This is a genomic window from Serpentinimonas raichei, assembly GCF_000828895.1.
Taxonomy (GTDB): domain Bacteria; phylum Pseudomonadota; class Gammaproteobacteria; order Burkholderiales; family Burkholderiaceae_C; genus Serpentinimonas; species Serpentinimonas raichei.
In genome coordinates this window covers 2428281-2450530 of record NZ_AP014568.1, presented here as the reverse complement: position 1 = coordinate 2450530, position 22250 = coordinate 2428281, and the positions used below count along the sequence as shown (strand labels likewise).

Below are 22250 nucleotides of genomic sequence, written 5' to 3'. Positions count from 1 at the left end.
GCCCGAATTCGATCTGCCCCACCCCATCGTCATTTTTTATCGCTGTTTTATCTGGAGCCCAAAATGTCTGATTTATCTATGTTGATCAACGGCCTCAAAGTGAGCGCCGAGCGCGGCGCCACCTTCGAGCGCCGCAACCCGCTCGACGGCACCGTGGCCACACGGGCCCCGGCGGCCTCGCCCGCCGACGCGGTGCTGGCCGTGGAAGCCGCCGCCGAAGCCTTCAAAAGCTGGAGCCAAGTCGGGCCCAACGCACGCCGTGCGCTGCTGCTCAAGGCCGCCGATGCCCTGCAAGCCAAAACCCCGGCCTTCATCGAGGCCATGGCCGCCGAAACCGGCGCCACGGGCCCGTGGGGGGGCTTCAACGTGATGCTGGCTGCGGGCATGATCCGCGAAGCCGCTTCGCTCACCACCCAAGTGGCCGGCGAGGTGATTCCGTCCGACGTACCCGGCAGCTTGGCCATGGGCATGCGCCAGCCGGCCGGGGTGGTGCTGGGCATCGCGCCGTGGAATGCGCCCGTCATTCTGGGCGTGCGCGCCATCGCCACCCCGCTGGCGTGCGGCAACACGGTGGTGCTCAAGGGCAGCGAAAACTGCCCGCGCACCCACGCCCTGATCGTCGAAGCCTTCCAGGAAGCGGGCTTTGCGCCCGGCGTCGTCAACTACCTCACCAATGCCCCGGCCGATGCCGCCGAGGTGGTCGATGCCATGATCGCGCACCCGGCGGTGCGGCGCGTCAATTTCACCGGCAGCACCCGGGTTGGCAAAATCATCGCCGTCACCTGCGCGCGCCATCTCAAGCCGGTGGTGCTCGAACTCGGCGGCAAGGCGCCGCTGATCGTGCTCGACGACGCCGACCTTGAAGACGCCGTCAACGCCGCTGCCTTTGGCTGCTTTGCCAACAGCGGCCAGATCTGCATGAGCACCGAGCGCGTGATCGTCGATCAGAAAGTGGCCGACGAGTTCGTGCGCCGCTTTGCCGACAAGGCCAAGGCGCTGCCACTGGGCGACCCGCGCAAGCCCGAGCCGGTGGTGCTGGGCTCGGTGATCGGCATGCACACCGTGCACCACTGCAACGAGTTGATCGACGACGCCCTGGCCAAAGGCGCCAAGCTGCTCTGCGGCGGCAAGGCCGACAGCACCCTGATGCCGGCCACCTTGCTCGACCACGTGACGCCGGCCATGCGCATCTACCACGAAGAGACCTTCGGCCCGGTCAAGTGCATCGTGCGCGTCAAAGACACGCAGCAGGCCGTGGCCTGCGCCAACGACAACGAATACGGCCTCTCGGCCGCCGTTTTCGGCGCCGACCTCGCGCGCGCCTTCAACGTGGCGCGCCAGATCGATTCCGGCATTTGCCACGTCAACGGCCCCACGGTGCACGACGAGGCGCAGATGCCCTTTGGCGGCGTCAAGGGCTCGGGGCTGGGTCGCTTTGGCGGCAAGGCCGGGGTGGCCGAGTTCACCGAACTGCGCTGGATCACCCTGCAAACCACGCCGCGCCACTACCCGTTTTGACCAGCCGTTGCCCGGTTGACCATGAATCCACCCCACACCCGACCGCCTAGCAGGCCACCCTTCATCTGTTGCCGTCCAAAGCGAGCGGACTGGGTCGGTTTTCATGGTAGGTTGACTTGAATTGAGGCAGATCAAGACCGGCCCGGCTGGCTGATCCTTCAATGTGTGACCCTTTCTTTCACCACAACGCGCCAGCTCTGACTGGCGCACGGAGACAAACATGAACCCACCCATTCGCCATTCCCGCCGCCACATGCTCGCTCTGGGCGCGGGGCTTGCCTTGAGCGCGCCGCTGCTGCCTGCGTGGGCGCAATCTTTTCCGACTCGGCCGCTGCGCCTGCTCGTCAACTTCGCTCCTGGCAGCACACCCGACATCGTGGCACGGTCGGTAGGGCAACAAATTTCGCAGTCGCTGGGCCAGCCCGTGGTCGTGGAAAACCGCTCGGGCGGTGCCGGCATGATTGGCCTCAACGCCTTGCACACCGCCACACCCGACGGCTATACGTTCGGGCTCATCGCTGGCAGCACCATGGCCATCGGCCCGCACCTGGTGCGCTTGGCCTACGACCCGCTGCGCGAGATGGTTCCGGTGGCGGCGGCGGCGCGTTTCGAGCTGTTCTTGGTCACCCGCGCCGGCCTGCCCTTCGACGACTACGCCGGTTTCTTGCGCCACCTGCGCGCCAACCCGGGCCGCCTCAATTTCGGCTCGCCCGGCAACGGCAGCTCGCCCCACATCGCCGCCGAAATGCTGCTGGCCGCGACCAACACCCAAGCCACGCACATCCCGTACCGTGGCTCAGCCGACGTCGTGCAAGCCCTGCTGTCCAACACGGTCGACTGGGCCTTCGATCCGGGCGTGTCGTTCCAGCATGTGCGCGCCGCCGGTCGACTGAACATGCTGGCCGTGACCGGGCAGCGCCGCGTCGAGCAGTTCTCCAACGTCTCGACCTTGCGCGAACTGGGGCTGGCCGATTTTGATGTCGGCACCTCGCATGGCTTCTGGGCTCCGCCTGGCACGCCGGCACCGATCGTCGAGCGCCTCAACCGCGCGATCAACAGCGCGCTGCTGGTGCAGGGCGTGATCGACCCGATCCGCGGCTTCGGCGCCGAACCCACGCCCTTGACGCCGGCACAGTTCCTCGCGCTGTCGCGCTCAGACAGCGAGCGCTACGGGCGCGTCGTGCGCGAGCGCAACATCACCGCAGACTAAGGACCGCGCACCGTTTCAGGCGCGCAGCGCCGCCTGCTCGGCCGACAGCAAACGGTCGAGGATGCGGCGCGCGTGCGCCCCGCCGGCGTCGATGTTGAGGGTGAGCAATTTGCGCGCCGGATGGGCGCTCAGGTTGAGCTGCTGGCGCTCCAGCATTTCTAGATCTTCGGCAAAGATTTTGCCTTGGCCGTCGCGAATTTGTGCGGTCAGGACGGCATCGTTTGGGTTGAACTGGCGCGCCATGCCCCAGTGGTACCACATCGTATGCTCGGTCTCGGGGGTGATGAAATCCACCACCACGGCATACACCTTGTGCGCGTCCGGCGCATCGTAGCCGCCATGGCCGGCGTGCGCCACCCCGACCTCGATCATCACGTGGCTGGGCGGGGTGAAGCGGCAAATCTGCCAGCGGTCCACTGGCACCTCGTCGGCCAGCCCCTTGGCGCGCAGGGCGGCGCGCCAAAACGGCGGCGCGGGTATGCGCTGCATGAAGCGGCTGGTCACCACCGCTTCCCCCTCGACCGTGGTTTCGCACGGGGTTTCGTCGATCTCCGGCTGCCCGATGCTGGTCGAGTGCACGTAGGTCTCGTGCGTGAGGTCCATCAGGTTGTCGATCATCAGGCGGTAGTCGGCGCGCACGTGGTAGGTCCCACCGCCGTAGGCCCACTGCGGGTTGTCATACCAAGCCATGTGGGGAATCTGGGACGGATCGGCCAGGCTGGCGTCGCCGGGCCAGACCCAGATGAAGCCATAGCGCTCCTGCACCGGGTAGCTTTTGATGGCGGGAAATTTTTGCACGCGCTGCCCCGGCATGGCCACCGTGTGGCCGTCGCGGCCCATTTCCAGCCCGTGGTAGCCGCACGTCAGCTTGCCCTGGCACAGCTTGCCCAACGAGAGCGGCGCGCCCCGGTGCGGACAAAAGTCCTCCAGCGCCGCCACCTGCCCGTGCTCGTCGCGGTAGAACACGATTTTTTGGTTGCAGATGGTGCGCCCGAGCAGGCGCTCATCGATCTCGTGGGCGTTGCAGGCCACGTACCAAGTATTTTTGAGGAACATGAAAACTCCTTTATTCAGCATACTGAATGAATGCCACTGTAGCGAATCCAAGGCCCCAGATCAAGGGCCTTGCGTTAATGTGGAAGACACCCCACCAGCAGCCGAGACTCATCCTGACCTCAGGCTGGCCGGGGCCGCGAGATCAGCGGGTAGGTCAGCCTCAGGCGGCTGCGGCTGCGGGATTGGTGATGAAGCCGTGTTTGAGCAGCATCTTCATCCAGCGTGGGGCGTTGCGCTCGACGTTGAGCGCCTCATAATCAACCTCCTTGTCCCGGTAGTGGGTGCCATGGGTGAGCATGGCGTAGATGGTGCGCAGCATCTTGTGCGCCAGCGCGATGATGGACTTCTTGCGCCCCTTGCGGATAGTCAGCGCATCGAACTTGGCCTTGAGCGCACAGCGCGTTCGAGCCGCAGCTTGGGAAAACTCGCACAACAGCCTTCGCACCCAAGCGTTGCCCTTGCGGATGCGCCCGCACTTGCGCTTGCCCGCGCTCTCGTTGTTGCCCGGGCAAATGCCGACCCAGCTAGCCAGGCGCTCAGCGCTGCCAAAGACGCTCATGTCTGCGCCAATCTCTACCAGCAGCATGGCCGCGCCCTGCTCGTCGATGCCGGGAATGGTTTGCAGCAGCGTCAGTTGCGCCCGCCAGGGCCGCAGACCTTCGAGCAAGTACCGATCAAAGCCCGCTATGCGCCGCTCCAGAGACTCGATGTGCTGCATGATCTCATCGGCTACGAAGCGGTGCGCGGCGCTGAACTGCTCGGTGCATAGGGCCTCGAACAACTCGTCTCGGCTGGCACGCAGCCGCCCCTTGTGATCGAGCACCTCGTGCATGGGCTGGCCGACAATCAGCGCCTTGATCATCGCACGCGCACTGCTGCCGTGGATGTCGGAGACCAGCACGTTGAGGCGAATGCCCGCATCCACCAGCACCTTGTGCAGCCGGTTCTTCTCGGCGCTGCACATGCCCACCAGCTTTTGCCGCTGGCGTGCAACCAAGCGCAGTTGGCGCATGAGCTGGGGAGGGATGAACGAGGCGCGCAGCAGCCCCGCACGCGCCAGCGTGGCCAGCCACTGCGCATCGGCCATGTCGGTCTTGCGACCGGGCACGGCCTTGACGTGCCTTGCGTTGACCACCCAAGCGATGATGCCCACCGCCTCCAGTGCCGCAAACGGGCTCTTCCAGTACACGCCCGTGCTCTCCATGACCACTACCTCGGGTGCGATTTGCAGCGCCCACTGCGCCAAGGCGCGCCGATCACGCTTGAAGGCACCAAAGTCGCGCTTGGTCACCTGCACGCGGCCGTCATCGTGCTCGACGACGGCACACGCGGTGATCTTGGCTTGGTGAACATCGAGCGCGAGCACGCGCTTGTGCATCGGGGTCAAATCCATTGCATCTCTCCTAGCAGCTTGAACGATAATCACAAGCGTGCAGGGCAAGCATGGGTGCCGCAGACCAACGGCCTGCCGGGCAAGCCCGGCGGCTCCATTTAATGTGGGCTGTCAGGCATGCACTGATCCGACTGGGTCAGGGCAGCGCCCGCAGGCAATCCAGGGTACGAGTGGTCGGCGGCGGGTCAAGTTAGGAATCGCGGTCAATGTGCCATCAAAGGTTTGACCGACCTCTACCCAAGCTCGCCCGCACACCCCCTCAGTGTCTTCCATCGTCCGGGGTGTCGCGCAGGATTCATGAGAGTTAGGGGTTATCCCGAAGCGCGGCCTCTGTCTGGCTGGGCCAACGCAGAAATTTGCGCAACAGGCGCATCAACTCGGCCTGTTCATCCGCTTCCAGCGGCTGCAGCAATTGCCGGCTCATGGCATCGGCCCGCTGCAGCATGGCGAGCAATACGCCCCGGCCGTCTTCGGTCAAGAACAGGCTGCGCTGCCTCCGTGGCAAACGCTCGCGCACGATCCAGCCTTTTTGCTCCAGCCGAACCGCAATGTCGGCCGCGGTTGAGGTGTCCAGATCGACCAGCCCGGCCAAAGTCACCTGATCGATGCCGGGGTGCTCAAACAAAGCCCGCAGGATGGCGTACTGAACCGGCGTGACTTGTCGGCCCTGCACCTCGTAAAACACCGCCACGGCGGTCTGGTGCGCGCGCCGGATCAGGTGCCCCGGTTCGGCATACAAATCCGGCAGCCCGCCGGATGATGGGCCGTTGGCAGGCGCTTGCATCACAGTTTTAGACATGGAAGCGCTGCGGACGGGTCGTCCTGACTGGCAATGGGCATGGTGAAGATCGGCCAGACCGGGGTCTGTCAGGCACCCATGTGGGACGCCACCCCGTCCACCCAGAGCGCGAATTCGATGTCGCGCAGGCTCAGCCCGCCCGCCTCGTGGGTGGTGAAGGCGATCTCGACCCGGTTGTAGACGTTGGCCCACTCGGGGTGGTGGTTGCGTTGCTCGGCGGCCAAGGCGACCCGGCTCATGAAGCCAAAGGCGGCGTTGAAATCGCTGAATACCAAACGCCGCTCCACCGCATGGCGCTCCGGGTTGAAGTGCCAGCGCGGCAGCCGGTCGAGCTGGGTTTGCAAGGCTGCGCCTTCGAGCTTGTGCATGGACGTTGGCTCCGGTTCGGGTGTTGGGTGCGGCATCAGGCAGTGGCCACTTGGAGCGCGCCCCGGCGCATCTGGTCGCGCTCCAGGCTTTCGAACAGGGCCTTGAAGTTGCCCTCGCCAAAGCCCTCGTCGGCCTTGCGCTGGATGAACTCGAAGAACACCGGGCCCAGCAGGGTCTGGCTGAAAATTTGCAGCAACAAACGCTTTTCGCCATTGGCGGTGCTGCCGTCGAGCAAGATGCCGCGCGCCTGCAGCTCGGCGGTGGGCTCGCCGTGGCCGGGCAGGCGCTGCTGCAGCATCTCGTAGTAGATGTCGTTGGGCGCGCTCAGCAGGGGAATGCCGGCCAGTTGCAGCGCATCGACGCTGGCCAGAATGTCGTCGGTGAGCAAGGCGATGTGCTGGATGCCTTCGCCGTTGAACTGCATCAGGAACTCTTCGATCTGGCCACCGTTGCGGCCCGACTCCTCGTTGAGCGGAATGCGGATCAGGCCGTCGGGGGCGGTCATGGCGCGGCTGGTCAGGCCGGTGTGCTGGCCCTGGATGTCGAAATAGCGGATTTCGCGGAAGTTGAACAGCTTTTCGTAGAAGCCGCTCCAGTAGGCCATGCGGCCGCGATAGACGTTGTGCGTCAGGTGGTCGATCAGCTTGAAGCCGTGGCCCACGGGGTGGCGGCTGGCGGGGTCGGCAAAGCCGGGCAAGAATTCGAAATCGATGTCGTAAATGCTTTTGCCCTCTTCATAGCGGTCGATCAGGTACAGCGGCGCGCCGCCGATGCCCTTGATGGCCGGCAGGCGCAGCTCCATCGGGCCGGTGGGGATTTCAACCGGTTGCGCGCCCAGCTCGAGCGCCCGCGCGTAGGCCCGGTGCGCATCCTTGACCCGAAACGCCAAGCCGCAGGCGCTCGGGCCGTGCTCGGCGGCGAAGTAGCCCGCCAGGCTTTTGGGCTCGCGGTTGACGATGAAGTTGATGCCGCCCTGGCGGTACAGCAGCACGTCTTTGGAGCGGTGCCGCGCCACCAGGCTAAAACCCATCTGCTCGAACAAGGGTTCCAGCACCTGGGGCGCGGGGGAGGCGAATTCGACAAACTCGAAACCGCATAAACCCATCGGGTTGGGAAAAGTGTCGGCCATGGCGTGGCTCCAAGTGCAACGATTAGATTTGGGACTATATGCCAACAAGGGTGCATCCGGGGGCGTGGGCTCCCCCCTGAAAACCCTCATGGGTGCAGCCGCGGATCAGGCCGCCGCTTGCCCACCGCCGCAAGCGCCAAACACCTGCGCCCACAGCGCACGCACGGCCGCGCTGTGCTCGGCCACCAGCGCCGGGTCGATCTGCGTGCTGGCTTCGTCCAGCCGCGCCCGGTGCTGGCGCTGGCGCAGGGCGCGGTAGGCGTGCGCCGCCGCCTGCCCCATGCCGGGTGGCAGCAGGGCCGCTTGCTCGGCGGCGTGCAGCAAAGCGATGTTGCCGCTGTTGTGGCACAGCGCCGGGTGCGCAGCGGCGTGTGCCAGCACCAGGTGCTGCACCACGAACTCCACATCGACCATGCCACCCGGGCTGTGCTTGATGTCAAACCGCCCCGCACGCACCGGGTGCGCCTGGCGCAGGCGCTCGCGCATGGCGCAGATTTCGGCCGCCAACGCGGTGCGCTCGCGCGGCGCCGTCAGCACCGCCTGGCGCACCGCCTCGAAGCGCTGCACCAGGTCGGGCGGCCCGAGCACGCAACGGGCCCGTGTGATGGCTTGGTGCTCCCAGGTCCAGGCGGTGTTGCTGCCGCGGTTTTGCTGGTAGTTCTGGAACGCCTCGAAGCTCGTCACCAACAGGCCCGAGCTGCCATTGGGACGCAGCGCGGTGTCGATTTCGTACAGGTCGCCTTCGCCGGTCTTGACGGTGAGCCAGTTGATGAGCTTGCGCACCAGCGCCGCATAGACTTCGCTGGCGCGCTCGTCCGGGTCGTCGTAGACGAACACGATGTCGAGGTCGCTGCCGTAGCCGAGCTCTTTGCCACCGAGCTTGCCGTAGCCGATGATGGCGCAACGCGGCTCATCGCGGTGGCGCTGCTTGAGGCGCTGCCAGCACCAGCGCCCGCTCACGCGCAGCACCGCGTCGGCCAGGGCGCTCAGGTCGTCGGCCACCTGCTCGACCGTCAGCACGCCTTCGACGTCGCGCGCCAGCGTGCGAAAAACCTCGGCGTGGTGGGCGCGGCGCAGCAGGTCCAGCAGCCCTTCTTCATCGTCTTCGCCGCTGGCGGCCAGCGCCTGCCGGCGTGCCTCGAGGTCGGCCTCGAACTGCGGCGCCTCGAAGCGCTCCTGGTAGAGCTGCTGCCCGGCCAAGTCGTCGATCACGCCCGGGTGGCGCAGCAGATAGCGCGCCGGCCACTGCGCCGCCCCCAGCATGCGCAGCAGCCGCTCATGCACCGCCGGGCGCTCCTGCAACAGCGCCAGGTAGCTCTCGCGGCGCAGCAGCGGCTCCATCCAGTCGCACAGGCGCAGCGCGGCGCTCTCGCTGACCCGCCCGGCTTCGAGCCACGCCCCGGTGCGTTGCAGCAGCCGCAGCAGGCGCTGGCGCGCGCCCTCGCGCAGGCCTTGCACGCGCGGCGATTCGGTCCATTGCGCCACCCGCAGCGCCAGTCCGGGCGGCAGTTGCCCCAGCACGGCTTGCAAGTCGTCGGCGCTCGCCGGCGCATGGCCGTTGCAGCCCTTGCCGTTGCAGGGCAGCGCACCGGCACCGAGCAGGGTGTCGAATTCTTGTGCCACCAGCTCGCGCTGAGCGTCGAGCACGCACAAAAAGCCGGCGGTGTCGGCAAAACCCAGCGTCTGGGCAATCCAGAGCAAGTCGTCGTCGCGGGTGGGCAGCAGGTGGGTTTGCTGGTCGTCCAGGTACTGGATGCGGTGCTCCACCTTGCGCAGCAGCTCGTAGGCCTGCCCCAGCGCGGTGGCCTTGGCTTCGGTCATCAGGCCGGCGCGCACCAGCCGCGTCAGCGCCTCCAGCGTGGCGCGGGTGCGCAGCTCGGGGAATTGGCCGGCCCGCACCACCTGCAACAACTGCACCGTGAACTCGATCTCGCGGATGCCCCCGCGCGAGAGCTTGACATCGTGCAAGCGGCCCGGATGGCCGGCGGCCCGTTTGGCGGCGTGGTTCCGAATTTGCTGGTGCAGGCTGCGCAGCGCCTCAAACACGTTGTAGTCGAGGTAGCGCCTGAACACAAAGGGCTGCACCAAGGCCCGCAGGGCGTGCGGGGTGTCGGCCTCGATGGCTTGCTGCGGCGCCACCACGCGGCTTTTGAGCCAGGCAAAGCGCTCCCACTCGCGCCCCTGCACCAAAAAATACTCTTCCAGCGCGTCGAGCGAGAGCGCGGGCGGGCCCGAATTGCCATTGGGCCGCAGCGCCAGATCGACCCGAAACACCTGGCCGTGCTCGGTGCTGTCGCCGATCAGGCCAAAAATGCGCTTGACCGCCTTGGCAAAATACTCGTGGTTGCTGATGCGCCCGCGGCCCAGTGCGTTGCCCAGCGTTTCTCCATCCTGGTCGTAGATGTAGATCAGGTCGATGTCGCTCGACACATTGAGCTCCCGCGCACCCAGTTTGCCCATGCCCACGATCCACAACTGGGCCCGGCACGGCGGCGCGGCGGCCGACGCATCCGACCGAGCGGGACAGGTGGGCGCGCCGTGCTGCTCGTCGAGTTCGAGCAGCGCCTGCTGCAGGGCGGTGTTGAGCGCCAGCTCGGCCAGATCGGTCATGGCCCCGGTGACCTCGGCCAAGGGGGCCTCGTGCTCGACATCGAGCACCGCCAGCCGCTCCAGCACCAAGTGGCGCAACACCCGCAGCGCCGCAGCGGCATCCAAACCCATCTGCTGCAGCGCGGCCAGCGTTTGGCGCATCAAGGCGGCACTGGGCGGACCGGGCGGCAACAGCGCCAATTCGGCCGGGTAGCGGCGCCGGATGCGCTGCACAAAACGGGAGTGGGCCGCCGCTTCGAGAGGTTTTGATACAAATCGATCGGGGCCGGCAGGGGCCAAAGAGGCGCTGACCATCATAATTTGGTGTGCTCGATAAACCCAACCCCCCCACATCGCCCCGCTGGCTGCACTGGCAAGCCGGTTTGCTGCGTGCGCTGTTGTGGCTGCTGGCGGTTGCGTGGCTGCTGCTGGGGCTCAGTTGGGCCGCATTGCATTGGGTCATTGTGCCAAGAGTTGACGAATGGCGTCCGGCGCTGGAGCGCATAGCCAGCGACAGGCTGGGGGTGAAGGTCGAGATCGGTTCGCTGCAGGCCAACTCCAGCGGCCCGGTGCCCAGCCTGCACCTGAGCGATGTGGTGCTGCGCGACGCCTACGGCGGCGAGGCGCTGCGCCTGCCCAGCGTGCGTGCGGCGATCTCTTTGCATTCGCTCTGGCGGCTGGGTTTCGATCAGCTCATCGTGGAGCGCCCCGTACTCGATCTGCGCCGCCGCGCCGACGGCCGCCTGCTGCTGGGCGGCATCGACTTGGGCGACCTGCAGCACCAGGGCGCGGGCAGCCCCTTGGCCGACTGGTTGCTGGCCCAAACCGAATTGGCGATTTTGCAAGGCACTTTGCGCTGGCACGACGACACCCGACCCGGCACGGGGCCGTTGGTGCTCACGGGCATCGATTGGGTGGCGCGCCACAGCGGCCGCGCGCACCAATTCCGGCTCGACGCTTCTCCGCCCCCGGCTTGGGGGCAACGCTTTAGCGTGCAAGCCCAATTCACCCGACCCTGGTGGCAGACCGGGGCCAGCCCATGGCGCCAATGGAGCGGCACGCTCTACGCCGATCTGCCTTGGATGGATTTGCAGCACCTGGAGCATTACGCCGATGCGCCCGGCTGGCTGGGGGTGCAGGTGCAACAAGGGCAGGGGGCGGTCCGGCTTTGGCTGGATTGGCAGCAGGGTGCGCTGCAGCAGGCCAGCGCCGACCTTGGCCTGCAGCGGGTGCAGCTGCAATGGCCGCAAGTGGCACAGCCGTTTGAATTGCAGCAGCTGCAAACCCGGCTCGAACTGCAGCACGAGGGCCTGCAAACCACCCTGAGCACCCACGGGCTGGGCTTTCGCACCGCCGCCGGGTTGGTCTGGCCGGGGGGCAACGTGCGCTACCAGCACACCCGCAGCGACGGCACGGCTCCGGCGGGGTTTGCGCTCCAAGGCCAGCAACTCGATGCGCAGGTGCTGAGCCAGCTGGCGCTGCAACTGCCCCTGCCCGAGCCGGTGCACCATTGGTTGCGCGAGACCGCGCCCAGCGGCTTGGTGGAGCAGATTGCCCTGCAATGGAGCGCAGCCCCAGCCAAGGCCGATGCGGGCGCAGGCACAGGCGCGGGCGCGCCCGCTGCCACCTGGAGCGCCAGCGGGCGCTTGCGCAACGCCAGCCTGCGCGCCGGGGCCGCGCCGCCGGTGTACCGCCACGCCGGCGGCTGGGACGTGCACACACCCGGGCGCCCCGGCGTGCGCGGGGCCCAGCTCGACTTCAGTCTCAGCCCCAGCGGCGGCCAGGCCGAGCTGCGCCTTGAAAACGGGCAGCTCGACTTGCCCGGCGTGTTTGAGCAAGCGCAGGTGGACTTGGACTTGCTGCAAGCCGGTTTCCAATGGCAGGTGAACGCCGAGGGAATCCGCGTCGAAGCGCCCCGGGTGCGGCTGCGCAACGCCGACCTCGAAGCCGAACTGCAACTGGTTTGGCGCAGCGCCGACCCCACCCTCAGCCCGGCGCGCTCGCGCTTTCCGGGCCTGCTCGAGCTCCAAGGGCGGCTGCTGCGCGCCGACGCCGCGCGCGTCTACCGCTACCTGCCGCTCAACGTCGGGGTCGATGCGCGCCGCTACCTGCGCCACGCCATCGTCTCGGGGCGCATCAGCGAGGCGCAACTGCACACCAGCGGCGACCTGTGGGAGTTCCCCTACGCGCGCCCGGGCAGCGGGCAGTTTGGCGTCACGGCGCAGTTGCGCGACGTGGTGCTGGACTACGCACCCGCCCACGTGTTGCCGCCCGGCAGCCCGCCGTGGCCGGGCTTGCAGGTGGCGCAAGCGCGGCTGCAGATCGATCGCACCCGGTTGCAACTCGATCAGGTGCAGGCCCATGTGCGCCAGTGGCCCCAACTGGAGCTGGTGCAAGCGCAGGCCGAAATCGGCGACCTGATGGCCCGCCAGCCCCAATTTGATTTGCAGGCCCGGCTGCGCGGCCCCGCCGCCGACGCGCTGGCCTTTGTCGAGCGCTCGCCGCTGCGCCAGCTCACCGGTGCCGCCTTGGCCCAGGCCGTGGCCAGCGGACCCATCGAGCTCGACCTCGGGCTCCAAATGCCGCTGCACGACACCGACGCCACCCGCGTGCAGGGGCAGTTGCGGCTGGCGGGCAACGAGCTGCGGCTAGCGCCAGAGATTCCGCCTTTGCAAGCGCTGCATGCCACGCTCGATTTCACTGAGCGCGGCTTTGACATCCCGGCCGGCCGCGCCCAGATGCTGGGTGGGCCGCTGCGTTTTTCGGGCCGCATGGCACACGAGCAAGGCGCCCCGGTGCTGCACCTGCGCGGCCAGGGCCAGGCAACGGCACTCGGCCTGGCCCAAGGCGATCCGTGGCCCTGGCTGGCCCCGCTGGGGCGTGCGGGCAGCGGCAGCGCCGCCTACCAGGCCGAGCTGCGCATCGGACCCGAAGGCACCACGGTGCAGGTCACCTCCGATCTGCAAGGCCTGGCGCTGCAACTGCCCGCGCCGCTGGACAAGCGCGCCGATGCGGTTTTGCCGCTGCGGCTGCGCATCGAGCCGCTGGCCGGGGCCGCGCGTGGTGCCACGCGCGACGAATTGCACTTCGCGCTTGGTGCTGGCCCCGCCCCCTTGTTGCACCTGCATTACCAGCGCGAACACCGTGGCGGGGCCACCCGGGTGTTGCGCGGCAGCGTGGCCCTGCGCAGCGCGCCACCGGCACTGCCCGCATCAGGCGTGCTGGCCGCGCTCGACCTGGGCGAATTCGACGCCGACGCCTGGGCACACCTGTACGCCGCACCGGTGGCCACACCGGTGGCCACACCGGTGCCCACCACCGCCCCGGCACGCCCCGGCGCACCGACCTTGGACGACAGCCGCATCTACTGGCCCACCCAAGGGCGGCTGCAGGCCGCGCGCCTCACCCAAGGCGGGCGCACCTTCCACGAACTGAGCCTGAGCGGCAGCCACGAGCGCGACACCTGGCGCATGGCGGTGCAGGCGCGCGAACTGGCTGGTCAAGTCAGTTACCGCGCCGGCAGCGCCCAGACGGGGGGCCAGGTGCATGCGCGGCTGAGTCGACTGGATTTGTCGATGCCCGCCGCGGGCCGGGTCGAGCAGGCGCTGCCGCAACCCGCCGTGGTGCCAGCCATCGATCTGGTGGTGGAGCGCTTTCGCTTGGGCGGACGCGATCTGGGCCGGCTCGAACTGCAAGCGGTCAACCGCCAGGCCGAGCAGGCGGCACGCGAGCGCGTCAACGAGTGGCGCCTCAATGCGCTGCGCCTGAGCACGCCCGAAGCCACCCTGGAGGCCAGCGGCAACTGGGTCGCCAGCGGCAATGGCCAGGCGCTGCGCCGAACCGCGCTGCGCCTCGAACTCGATATCCGCGATGCCGGCGCCTTGCTCACGCGGCTGGGCCAAGCGCAGACCATCCGCGGCGGCCAGGGCCGCATCGAAGGCCACTTGGGCTGGCTGGGTTCGCCCTTGGTTTTCGACGCCCCCAGCCTGAGCGGCGAGCTGCAGCTCGACATGGGGCGCGGCCAGTTTTTGCGCGCCGAGCCAGGCGCCGCCAAGCTGCTCGGCGTGCTGAGCCTGCAGGCGCTGCCACGGCGGCTGATGCTGGATTTTCGTGATGTGTTCAGCGAAGGCTTTGCGTTCGACTTCGTGCGCGGCAACGTGACCATCGCCCAAGGCGTGGCGCGCAGCAACAACCTGCAAATGAAGGGCGTCAACGCCGCCGTGCTGATGGAGGGCAGCGCCGACATCGTGCGCGAAACCCAAGACCTGCGCGTGGTGGTGGTGCCCGAGCTCAACGCCGACACGGTATCCTTGGTGGCCACCCTCATCAACCCGATTACCGGGCTGGGCGCGTTTCTGGCCCAGTTTCTGCTGCGCCAGCCGCTGCAGCAGGCTGCCACGCGCGAGTTTCACATCACTGGCCCTTGGGCCGACCCCGTGGTCACGCCGGTGCAGCGCCAGCCCGCCGCCGCCCAGCCCAACCCCAACCCAGCCACCGGAGCCCACTAATCCATGAAAGTCGCCGCCTTGCAAATGGTCTCGGGCAGCCAGCTCCAGGCCAACCTCGATCAAGCCCGGGCGCTGCTGCAGCAAGCCAGCCAAGCCGGGGCCGAACTGGCCGTGCTGCCCGAATACTTCTGCCTCATGGGCCAGCGCGAGACCGACAAGCTGGGGCTGGCCGAGGCGCACGGCAGCGGCCCAATCCAAGACTTTCTGGCCCGTGCGGCGCGCCAGTTCGGACTCTGGATCGTCGGCGGCACGCTGCCACTGCAAAGCCCGGTGCCGGGGCGCGTGGCCAACGCCTGCCTGGTGTTCGACCCCAGCGGCCAGCCGGTGGCGCGCTACGACAAGATCCACCTGTTTTGCTACGACAACGGGCGCGAGCGCTACGACGAAGCCGCCGTGCTGCTGCCCGGCAGCGAGCCGGTCGCCTTCGACCTGTCCGACCGCAGCGGCCAGCGCTGGCGCGTGGGCCTGAGCGTCTGCTACGACCTGCGCTTCCCCGAGCTGTACCGGCAGCTGGCGGCCGATTTGCTGCTCGTGCCGGCCGCCTTCACCCACGGCACCGGGCAGGCGCACTGGGAGCTGCTGCTGCGCGCCCGCGCCATCGAAAACCTGGCCTTTGTGGCCGCCAGCGCCCAAGGCGGACAGCACGACAACGGCCGCCAGACCTGGGGCCAGAGCCTGCTGATCGACCCCTGGGGCGTGGTGCTGGCCCAGCGCGCCAGCGGGCCCGGGGTGGTGCTGGCGGATCTGGACTGGGCGCGGCTGCAGCAGCTGCGCCAGCAGTTGCCGGCGCTGCAACACCGGCGCTTGCCCAGCGCACCGTGTCAACCCTGAGCGCAGCGGCTGGGCTGCGCCGGCTGCTGTGGCTGCTGGCCGGCTTGCTGCTGGTGGCCCTGTTTGCCCTGCTGGTGTTTCTGCTGCGCGAGTACCAGCACGGGCAGCAGCAAGCGGCCTTGCAGCACGAGGCAGCCCGCATGGGGCAGGACGTGCGCAGCGGCTTGGCGCGCAGCGTGCAGGATTTGCACGCCCTGCAAAGCGTGGCGCCCAGCCCGGCCTACTGGCCCGTGGTCGCGGCCGAGCTGCTGAACACGCAACGCAAACTGGTGCACCTCGAATGGCGCGACAACGCCCACGCCACCCGGGTCCAGCGGCACTCACCCTTCTTGCCTGGGCTGCATGCGGCGCGCTCGCGCCACGAGCCCCTGATCGACCTGCGCCCGGTTTGCGAACTGGCGCGCCGCCTCGACGGGGCGGCCTACTCGGGCAGCTATTTCTTGCCGCTCGGGCAAGGTCGGGGCATCGAGCTGATGGAGCTGTGCCTGCCCCTGAACCGCGACGGCCGCGCCGACGGCTACCTGGTGGCCACCTATTCCATGGCCGGTCTGCTGGCCGAGCTCATCCCGGCCGAGGCGCGACGCGGGCGGCGGCTGTCGTGGACCGAAGCCGATGGCACCCGCCTCGTCATGGTCGGCGAGCTGGCCCAAGCCGGGCAGCCGCTGCACCACGCGAGCCAATTGGTGGCCCTGCCCGGGGGGGCCACCTGGCTGCTGCGCCTCGAGCAGAGCGGCGGCGCCGAACACCCTGTCGCAGCGGCGCTGCCGCTGGCGGTGGGTGCGCTGGCGCTGGGGCTGCTGGCCTTGCTGGCGCTGCTGGCACGCGACCTGCGCCGGCGCCAGCGCGCCGAACGCCAACTGGCCGAGGCGCTGGCCTTTCGCCAGGCCATGGAAGACTCGCTCCTGACTGGGCTGCGCGCGCTCGACCTCGAAGGCCGCCTGACCTACGTCAACCCGGCCTTTTGCCAGATGGTGGGACTGAGCGCCGAGCAACTGCTGGGCACCAGCATTCCGGCCCCCTACTGGCCCACGGAACAGATCGAGGAATACCGCCAGCGCCTGCAAGCGCGGCTGGCTGGCCAGCGCTCGCCGCGTGAGGGCTTCGAGTCGGTCTTCATGCGCGCCGACGGCAGCCGGCTGCCGGTGCGCGTGATCGAAGCGCCGCTGGTCGACGCCCAAGGCCGCCAGACCGGCTGGATGAGCGCCATCCTGGACCTGAGTGCGCAGCGCCGCAACGAGGAGCTGCTGCGCGTCTCGCAAGAGCGCCTGCAAGCCACGGCGCGGCTGGCCATGGCGGGCGAGATGGCCTCCCTCATCAGCCACGAGCTCAACCAGCCCTTGGCCGCCATCGCCAGCTACGCCAGCGGCTCGCTCAACCTGCTGCCCAGCACGCCCGATGGGGCCGCCCCCACGGCCAGCGAACTGGGCCCGCTGCGCAGCGCCTTGCAACGCATCGCCGAGCAGGCCGAGCGCGCCGGCAAGGTCATCAAGAGCGTGGCCGACCTGGTGCGCCAGCGCGACCGCGAGCGCGCGGCGGTGGCGCCAACCGATTTGCTGCAGGCCATCTGGCCGCTGCTGCAACTGCAGGCGCGCCAGCAAAACATCGAGCTCGAACGCGATGTCAGCCCCGACTGCCCGCCGGTCTGGTGCCAGCGCACCATGATCGAACAGGTGCTGCTCAACCTGGCGCGCAACGGCATGCAGGCCATGCCGGCGGGCGACCCACCCGGCCCATCGGGGCTGCGCCGCCTGCGCCTGAGCGCGCGCCGGGCCGTGCAAGGCCGGGGCGAGGGGGTCGAATTTGCCGTGGCCGACCACGGCCAAGGCATCAGCCAAGAGCAGGCCGAGCAGCTGTTCACGCCCTTTTTCACCACCAAGCCCGAGGGCATGGGGCTGGGTCTGAGGCTGTGCCGCACCGTGGTGGAGCAACACGGCGGCGCGCTGCAGTACAGCGCCCACGCGCCCCGTGGCACGGTGTTTCGCTTCACGCTGCCGGTGGCACCTGGCTGAACACCCCCCACCACGGCCCAAAGCCCTATCATCGAGCCCCATGAATGCCACCGCCGCCCTGCAAGGCTGCGTCCACATCGTGGACGACGACGCCGACGTGCGCGACGCGCTGGGCTGGCTGCTGCGCACGCGGCGCCTGCTCAGCAGCGCCTACCCCAGCGCCGAGGCGTTCTGGGACTGCGCCCAAGCGTGGCCCGAACCCACCGACTCGGCCTGCCTGCTGCTGGATTTGCGCATGCCGGGCATGAGCGGGCTGGAGTTGTACGAGCGCCTGCCGGCCCTCATGGGCTGCACCGCCATGCCAGTCATTTTTCTGAGTGGCCACGCGGATGTCGCCACCGCCGTCGAAGCGGTCAAGCGCGGCGCCTTCGACTTTTGCGAAAAACCCTTTTCCGACAACGCCTTGGTGGACCGCGTGGAGCAGGCGCTGCAGCATTCGGCGGAGTTGCTGGTGCAGCGGCGCCAGTTGCAAAAGCGCCAGAGCCGCATCGACGCCCTGACCGAGCGCGAACAAGCGGTGATGCGCCTGATCGCCGCCGGCTTGCCCAACAAGCTGGTGGCCGAGCAACTGCAGATCAGCGTGCGCACGGTCGAGGTGCACCGCGCCCACGTGTTCGACAAACTCGGCGTGCGCTCGGCCGTGGACCTGGTGCACCTGCTGCGCGATTTTTAACCCCAACCCCGACCCACTCTGCCTGAACGTGTCGCACGCGCTTTCCAAGCCCCTTTCGCTGCCCCATTGGCCAACCCTTGCCCGCCCGCACGCTTGGGCTGGCCTGCTGCTGGCCGGCCTGCTGCTGGCGGGCTGCGCCACCCAGCCCGCGCTTGTGGGTGCACCCCCCGCTGCGCCCACACCCATCGGCACACCGCCCCCGGCAGTGGCCGCCGCCGATGCCCCACCCGCCCTGTCGCCCCCTGCCGCCGCAGCCGCACGCACGGCCACCGGCTTCGACGAGATCTGGCCCGAAGCCGTGCTCGGCCCCGAGGCTGCGGTCTGGCAGTGGGCCGAGGCGCAGCCGCTGCCACCCCCCATCACCCGCCCCAACAGCCTGTGGCAGCCGGTGCGCTGGAGCGAGCTGCCCGGCTGGGGCCGCGACGCCTTGCCCCAGGCCTGGAACGCCTGGCTGCGCAGCTGCGAGCGCCCGGCCCCGGCCATTGGCGCGCTGTGCCAAGAGGTGCGCCGCCTGAGCATCGCCAGCGCCAGCGCGCAGCACGAATGGATGATGCGGCAGTTGCAACCCTACCGCGTGCAGGCGCTCGACGGCAACCCGCGCGGCCTGCTCACCGGCTACTACGAGCCACTGCTGCCCGCCAGCCGGCTGCGCCACGGCCCCTACCAGACGCCGCTGCACGCGCTGCCACCCGGACTCAGCCGGGACCGGCCTTGGTTTAGCCGCCAGCAGATCGACTCCGACCCGCAGGCGCAAGCGCAACTGCAAGGGCGCGAGATCGTCTGGCTGGCCGACCCGCTCGATGCGCTGCTGCTGCAAATCCAAGGCTCGGGCCGGATGCTGGTGCAAGAACCCGACGGCCGCCAGCAATTGGTGCGGCTGGCCTTTGCCGGCCACAACGGCCACCCCTACCGCAGCGTCGGGCGCTGGCTGCTCGATCGCGGTGCCATCCGCGCCGGCACTTGGGAGGCCATCCGCGCATGGGCCGCCGCGAATCCGCAGCAGCTCAACGACATGCTCTGGAGCAACCCGCGCACCATATTCTTTCGCGAAGAAGCCCTCAACGAACTCGATGCCCAGTTCGGCCCGCGCGGCGCCCAGGGCGTGGCGCTCACGCCAGCGCGCTCGATCGCCGTCGATCCGCGCAGCATCCCCTACGGCACCCCGGTCTGGCTGCACTCCAGCGGCCCCTTCATCGAGCTGCGCCGCTTGGTGCTGGCGCAAGACACGGGAGCGGCCATCGTCGGCGCGGCGCGGGCCGATTTCTTCACTGGCTGGGGCGAGCAGGCGTTTTTCCAGGCGGCCGGCATCAAGCAGACCGTGCACCTGTGGGCGCTGTGGCCACGCCCGGCCCCATGAGCCTGTTGCCCATGAGCGCCCCCACCTGCCCCCGGCGCGTCGGCATCCTCACCGGCGGCGGCGACTGCCCGGGCCTGAATGCCGTCATTCGCGCCGTCACCCAGTCGCTGCTGCGCCAGTGCGGCGCCGAGGTGATCGGCATCGAAGACGGCTTTGCCGGCCTGCTGTGCGAGCCACCGCGCGCGCGCCGCCTCGACTGGGACGCCGTGAGCGGCATCCTGCTGCTGGGCGGCACCATTTTGGGCTCCAGCAACCGCGCCAACCCGCTGGACTCGGCGCAAGCCACGGCGCTCACACTGGCCAACGTGCGCCGCCTCGGGCTCGATGCGCTGGTGGTGATCGGCGGCGACGGCAGCATGACGATCGCGCACGCGCTGGCGCAGCAGGGGCTGGCCATCGTCGGGGTGCCCAAAACCATCGACAACGACCTCTATGGCTGCGAGCGCAGCTTTGGCTTCGACACCGCCGTGGCCACCGTGACCGAGGCGCTGGAGCGCATCCAGACCACCGCGCACAGCCACCGGCGCGTCATGATCGTGGAAACCATGGGCCGCTGGGCCGGCTGGATCGCGCTCGAAGCCGGTCTGGCCGCCGCCGCCGACGCGATTTTGCTGCCCGAACTCGATTACGACCTGCCCGCCCTGGCGCGCCACTGCCAGGCGCGCTTGCTGCGCGAGCGCTACAGCGTGATCTGCATCGGCGAAGGGGCCAAAGCGCTGGGCGGCACGGCCACGCTGCAAGCCACCACCTGGCCCATGACCGACCCCGCCGCCGGGGCCATCGCGCCCCTGCGCCTGGGCGGCGTGGCGCACCGCTTGAACCAAGCTTTGCAGCCGCTGCTGCAGGCCGAGGTGCGCGCCACCGTGCTCGGCCACGTGCAGCGCGGCGGCAGCCCGACCCCGTTCGACCGCGTGCTCGCCACCCTGTACGGCAACCAAGCCGCGCAACTGCTGCTGCAGGGCCACTTTGGCCGCATGGTCACGCTCAGCGGCGGCCAATTGGGGCACATCGCGCTGGCCGAGGTGGCGCAGCAGCAGCGCACGGTGCCGCCCGGGCACCCGCTGTTGCAAGCGGCGCAACAGATTGGGGTCTGCCTGGGGCAGCCGGATTGAAAGCGGGTCACAGTGTTTACCCTCGAAATATTTCAAGGCGATTAAAAGCCAAGCAGTCTGCTCAGATAATGGCGTTTTCCCATTCTTTAGGAAACCCCATGTTTAAACTGAAGCTGCTGACGCTGTCCGTCGCCTTGGCCTTGGGCTTGGCCAGTGCCGCCCACAGCACCACCTTCCGCTGGTCCAGCGCCAGCGACATCCCCACTTGGGACATCCACGCCCAAAACAACGCGCTCGGCAACGGCGTCCACGCCGCAGTCTATGAGTCGCTGGTGTACTACAACAGCCGCACCTTCCGCATCGAGCCCAAGCTGGCCACCGCTTGGACACAGGTCAGCCCGAACCAGTTGCGCCTCACCCTGCGCCAAGGGGTGCAGTTCCACGACGGCACGCCCTTCACCGCCGAAGACGCCGTGTTTTCGCTGCAGCGCGCCATGGCGCCCACTTCCAACTTCTCTATCTTCACCCAAGGCATCGAGCGCGTGGTGCGCGTCGATGCCCGCACCATCGACATCTTCACCCGTGGCCCCAACCCGGTGCTGCTCAACCAGCTCACCGAGCTGCGCATCATGAGCCGCGCCTGGGCCGAGCGCAACCGCTCGCTGGAGCCGATGAACATCCGCACCCGCGAAGAAAACTTCGCGCACCGCAACGCCATGGGCACCGGGCCGTTCCGGCTGCGCTCGTGGCAGCCCGATCAGCGCATGGTGCTCGAGCGCAACCCCAACCACTGGGGCGGCGTGACGTCGAACGTGACCGAAATCATCTACACCCCGATCAGCTCCGACGCCACCCGCATGGCCGCCTTGCTCTCGGGTGAAGTCGATTTTGTGCTCGACCCGACCCCGCAAGACCTGCCCCGGGTGCGCGCCAACACCGCCCTGCGCGTGCTCGACGGCGTGGAAAACCGCACCATCTTCCTCGGCATGGACCAGCACCGCGACGAACTCGTGGGCTCCAACGTGCGCGGCGCCAACCCGCTCAAAGACGTGCGCGTGCGCCGCGCCCTTTACCAAGCGATCGACATCAACGCCATTCACCGCGTCACCATGCGCGGCCTGAGCCAGAACACCGGCGCCTTGGTGGCCCCGATGGTGAGCGGCTGGAGCGAAGCGGTGCATCAGCGCCTGCCCTTCGACCAAGCCGCCGCGCGGCGCCTGCTGGCTGAAGCGGGCTACCCGAACGGCTTCGAAGTCGATTTCGCCTGCCCCAACAACCGCTACATCAACGACGAGCAGATCTGCCAAGCCATCACCGCCATGTGGGCGCGCATCGGCGTGCAGGCGCGCCTGCGCACCCTGCCCCTGACCACCTACTTCCCCATGATCCAGCGCTTTGAAGCCAGCATCTACATGCTCGGCTGGGGCGTGCCCACCTTCGATGCGCTCTACAGCTTGCAGTCGCTGGCGCGCACCGTCGGCCCTGGCGGCGACGGCAATTTCAACGCCGGGCGCTTTAGCAGCCCACGGCTCGACGCCCTGATCGACCGCATCAAAACCGAGACCGACCCGCACATCCGGCCGCGCCTGCTCACCCAAGCGCTGCAACTGCACAACGAGTACGTGGCCCACATTCCGCTGCACAACCAGGTCATCCCGTGGGCCATGCGCGCCAACGTGCAAATCGTGCACCGGCCCGACAACCGCATCGACTGGCGCATCCTGACCGTCGGCAACTAAAGCGCGGCCGGGCTGCCC

The 22250-nt window shown here is 68.4% G+C and carries 15 protein-coding genes; 9 read left to right on the top strand and 6 right to left on the bottom strand.

Annotated features, from left to right (window positions below):
* Window positions 1-63 precede the first annotated feature (63 nt).
* Together SRAA_RS11360 and SRAA_RS11355 are read left to right on the top strand one after the other, a co-directional pair.
* On the top strand, window positions 64-1518 hold the full coding sequence (locus tag SRAA_RS11360) for an aldehyde dehydrogenase (protein WP_045532810.1): 1455 nt from the start codon (window positions 64-66) through the stop codon (window positions 1516-1518).
* A gap of 220 nt (window positions 1519-1738) precedes the next feature.
* On the top strand, window positions 1739-2728 hold the full coding sequence (locus SRAA_RS11355; protein ID WP_082040051.1) for a Bug family tripartite tricarboxylate transporter substrate binding protein: 990 nt from the start codon (window positions 1739-1741) through the stop codon (window positions 2726-2728).
* 15 nt (window positions 2729-2743) lie between these two features.
* Here the strand turns inward: SRAA_RS11355 and SRAA_RS11350 are convergent, their stop codons facing one another.
* The 6 genes from SRAA_RS11350 to glnE all read right to left on the bottom strand — a co-directional run bounded on the left by SRAA_RS11350 (window position 2744) and on the right by glnE (window position 10381).
* Window positions 2744-3784, bottom strand: a complete 1041-nt coding sequence (locus SRAA_RS11350) for an aromatic ring-hydroxylating dioxygenase subunit alpha (RefSeq protein ID WP_045532808.1) — start codon at window positions 3782-3784, stop codon at window positions 2744-2746.
* 160 nt (window positions 3785-3944) lie between these two features.
* A complete protein-coding gene (locus SRAA_RS11345; protein ID WP_045530664.1) occupies window positions 3945-5177 on the bottom strand; it encodes an IS110 family RNA-guided transposase in 1233 nt (410 codons plus the stop codon).
* Window positions 5178-5481: 304 nt separating this feature from the next.
* A complete protein-coding gene (locus SRAA_RS11340; RefSeq protein ID WP_171820245.1) occupies window positions 5482-5976 on the bottom strand; it encodes a MarR family winged helix-turn-helix transcriptional regulator in 495 nt (164 codons plus the stop codon).
* 68 nt (window positions 5977-6044) lie between these two features.
* Window positions 6045-6344, bottom strand: coding sequence for a 4a-hydroxytetrahydrobiopterin dehydratase (locus tag SRAA_RS11335; protein WP_052467571.1), 300 nt, complete (start codon window positions 6342-6344; stop codon window positions 6045-6047).
* Between the two features lie 35 nt (window positions 6345-6379).
* Window positions 6380-7474, bottom strand: a complete 1095-nt coding sequence (hppD, locus tag SRAA_RS11330) for a 4-hydroxyphenylpyruvate dioxygenase (RefSeq protein WP_045532805.1) — start codon at window positions 7472-7474, stop codon at window positions 6380-6382.
* Between the two features lie 105 nt (window positions 7475-7579).
* Window positions 7580-10381, bottom strand: a complete 2802-nt coding sequence (gene glnE, locus SRAA_RS11325; RefSeq protein ID WP_082040050.1) for a bifunctional [glutamate--ammonia ligase]-adenylyl-L-tyrosine phosphorylase/[glutamate--ammonia-ligase] adenylyltransferase — start codon at window positions 10379-10381, stop codon at window positions 7580-7582.
* Between the two features lie 8 nt (window positions 10382-10389).
* Between glnE and SRAA_RS11320 the strand changes: the two genes are divergently transcribed.
* From SRAA_RS11320 to SRAA_RS11290, 7 genes are all read left to right on the top strand, one after another.
* On the top strand, window positions 10390-14571 hold the full coding sequence (locus tag SRAA_RS11320; protein WP_082040049.1) for a YhdP family protein: 4182 nt from the start codon (window positions 10390-10392) through the stop codon (window positions 14569-14571).
* Between the two features lie 3 nt (window positions 14572-14574).
* Window positions 14575-15402 (top strand): carbon-nitrogen hydrolase family protein, encoded by an 828-nt coding sequence (locus SRAA_RS11315; protein ID WP_045532804.1) that lies wholly within the window; start codon window positions 14575-14577, stop codon window positions 15400-15402.
* On the top strand, window positions 15390-17411 hold the full coding sequence (locus SRAA_RS11310; RefSeq protein WP_231849287.1) for a two-component system sensor histidine kinase NtrB: 2022 nt from the start codon (window positions 15390-15392) through the stop codon (window positions 17409-17411). Before SRAA_RS11315 ends, SRAA_RS11310 begins: the two co-directional genes overlap by 13 nt.
* Window positions 17412-17451: 40 nt before the next feature.
* Window positions 17452-18084, top strand: a complete 633-nt coding sequence (locus tag SRAA_RS11305) for a response regulator transcription factor (RefSeq protein WP_045532803.1) — start codon at window positions 17452-17454, stop codon at window positions 18082-18084.
* 28 nt (window positions 18085-18112) lie between these two features.
* Window positions 18113-19441 (top strand): murein transglycosylase A, encoded by a 1329-nt coding sequence (gene mltA, locus SRAA_RS11300; protein WP_420834919.1) that lies wholly within the window; start codon window positions 18113-18115, stop codon window positions 19439-19441.
* Window positions 19438-20553, top strand: a complete 1116-nt coding sequence (locus SRAA_RS11295; protein ID WP_082040113.1) for a 6-phosphofructokinase — start codon at window positions 19438-19440, stop codon at window positions 20551-20553. Before mltA ends, SRAA_RS11295 begins: the two co-directional genes overlap by 4 nt.
* 98 nt (window positions 20554-20651) lie before the next feature.
* On the top strand, window positions 20652-22232 hold the full coding sequence (locus SRAA_RS11290; RefSeq protein ID WP_045532801.1) for an ABC transporter substrate-binding protein: 1581 nt from the start codon (window positions 20652-20654) through the stop codon (window positions 22230-22232).
* Window positions 22233-22250 lie beyond the last annotated feature (18 nt).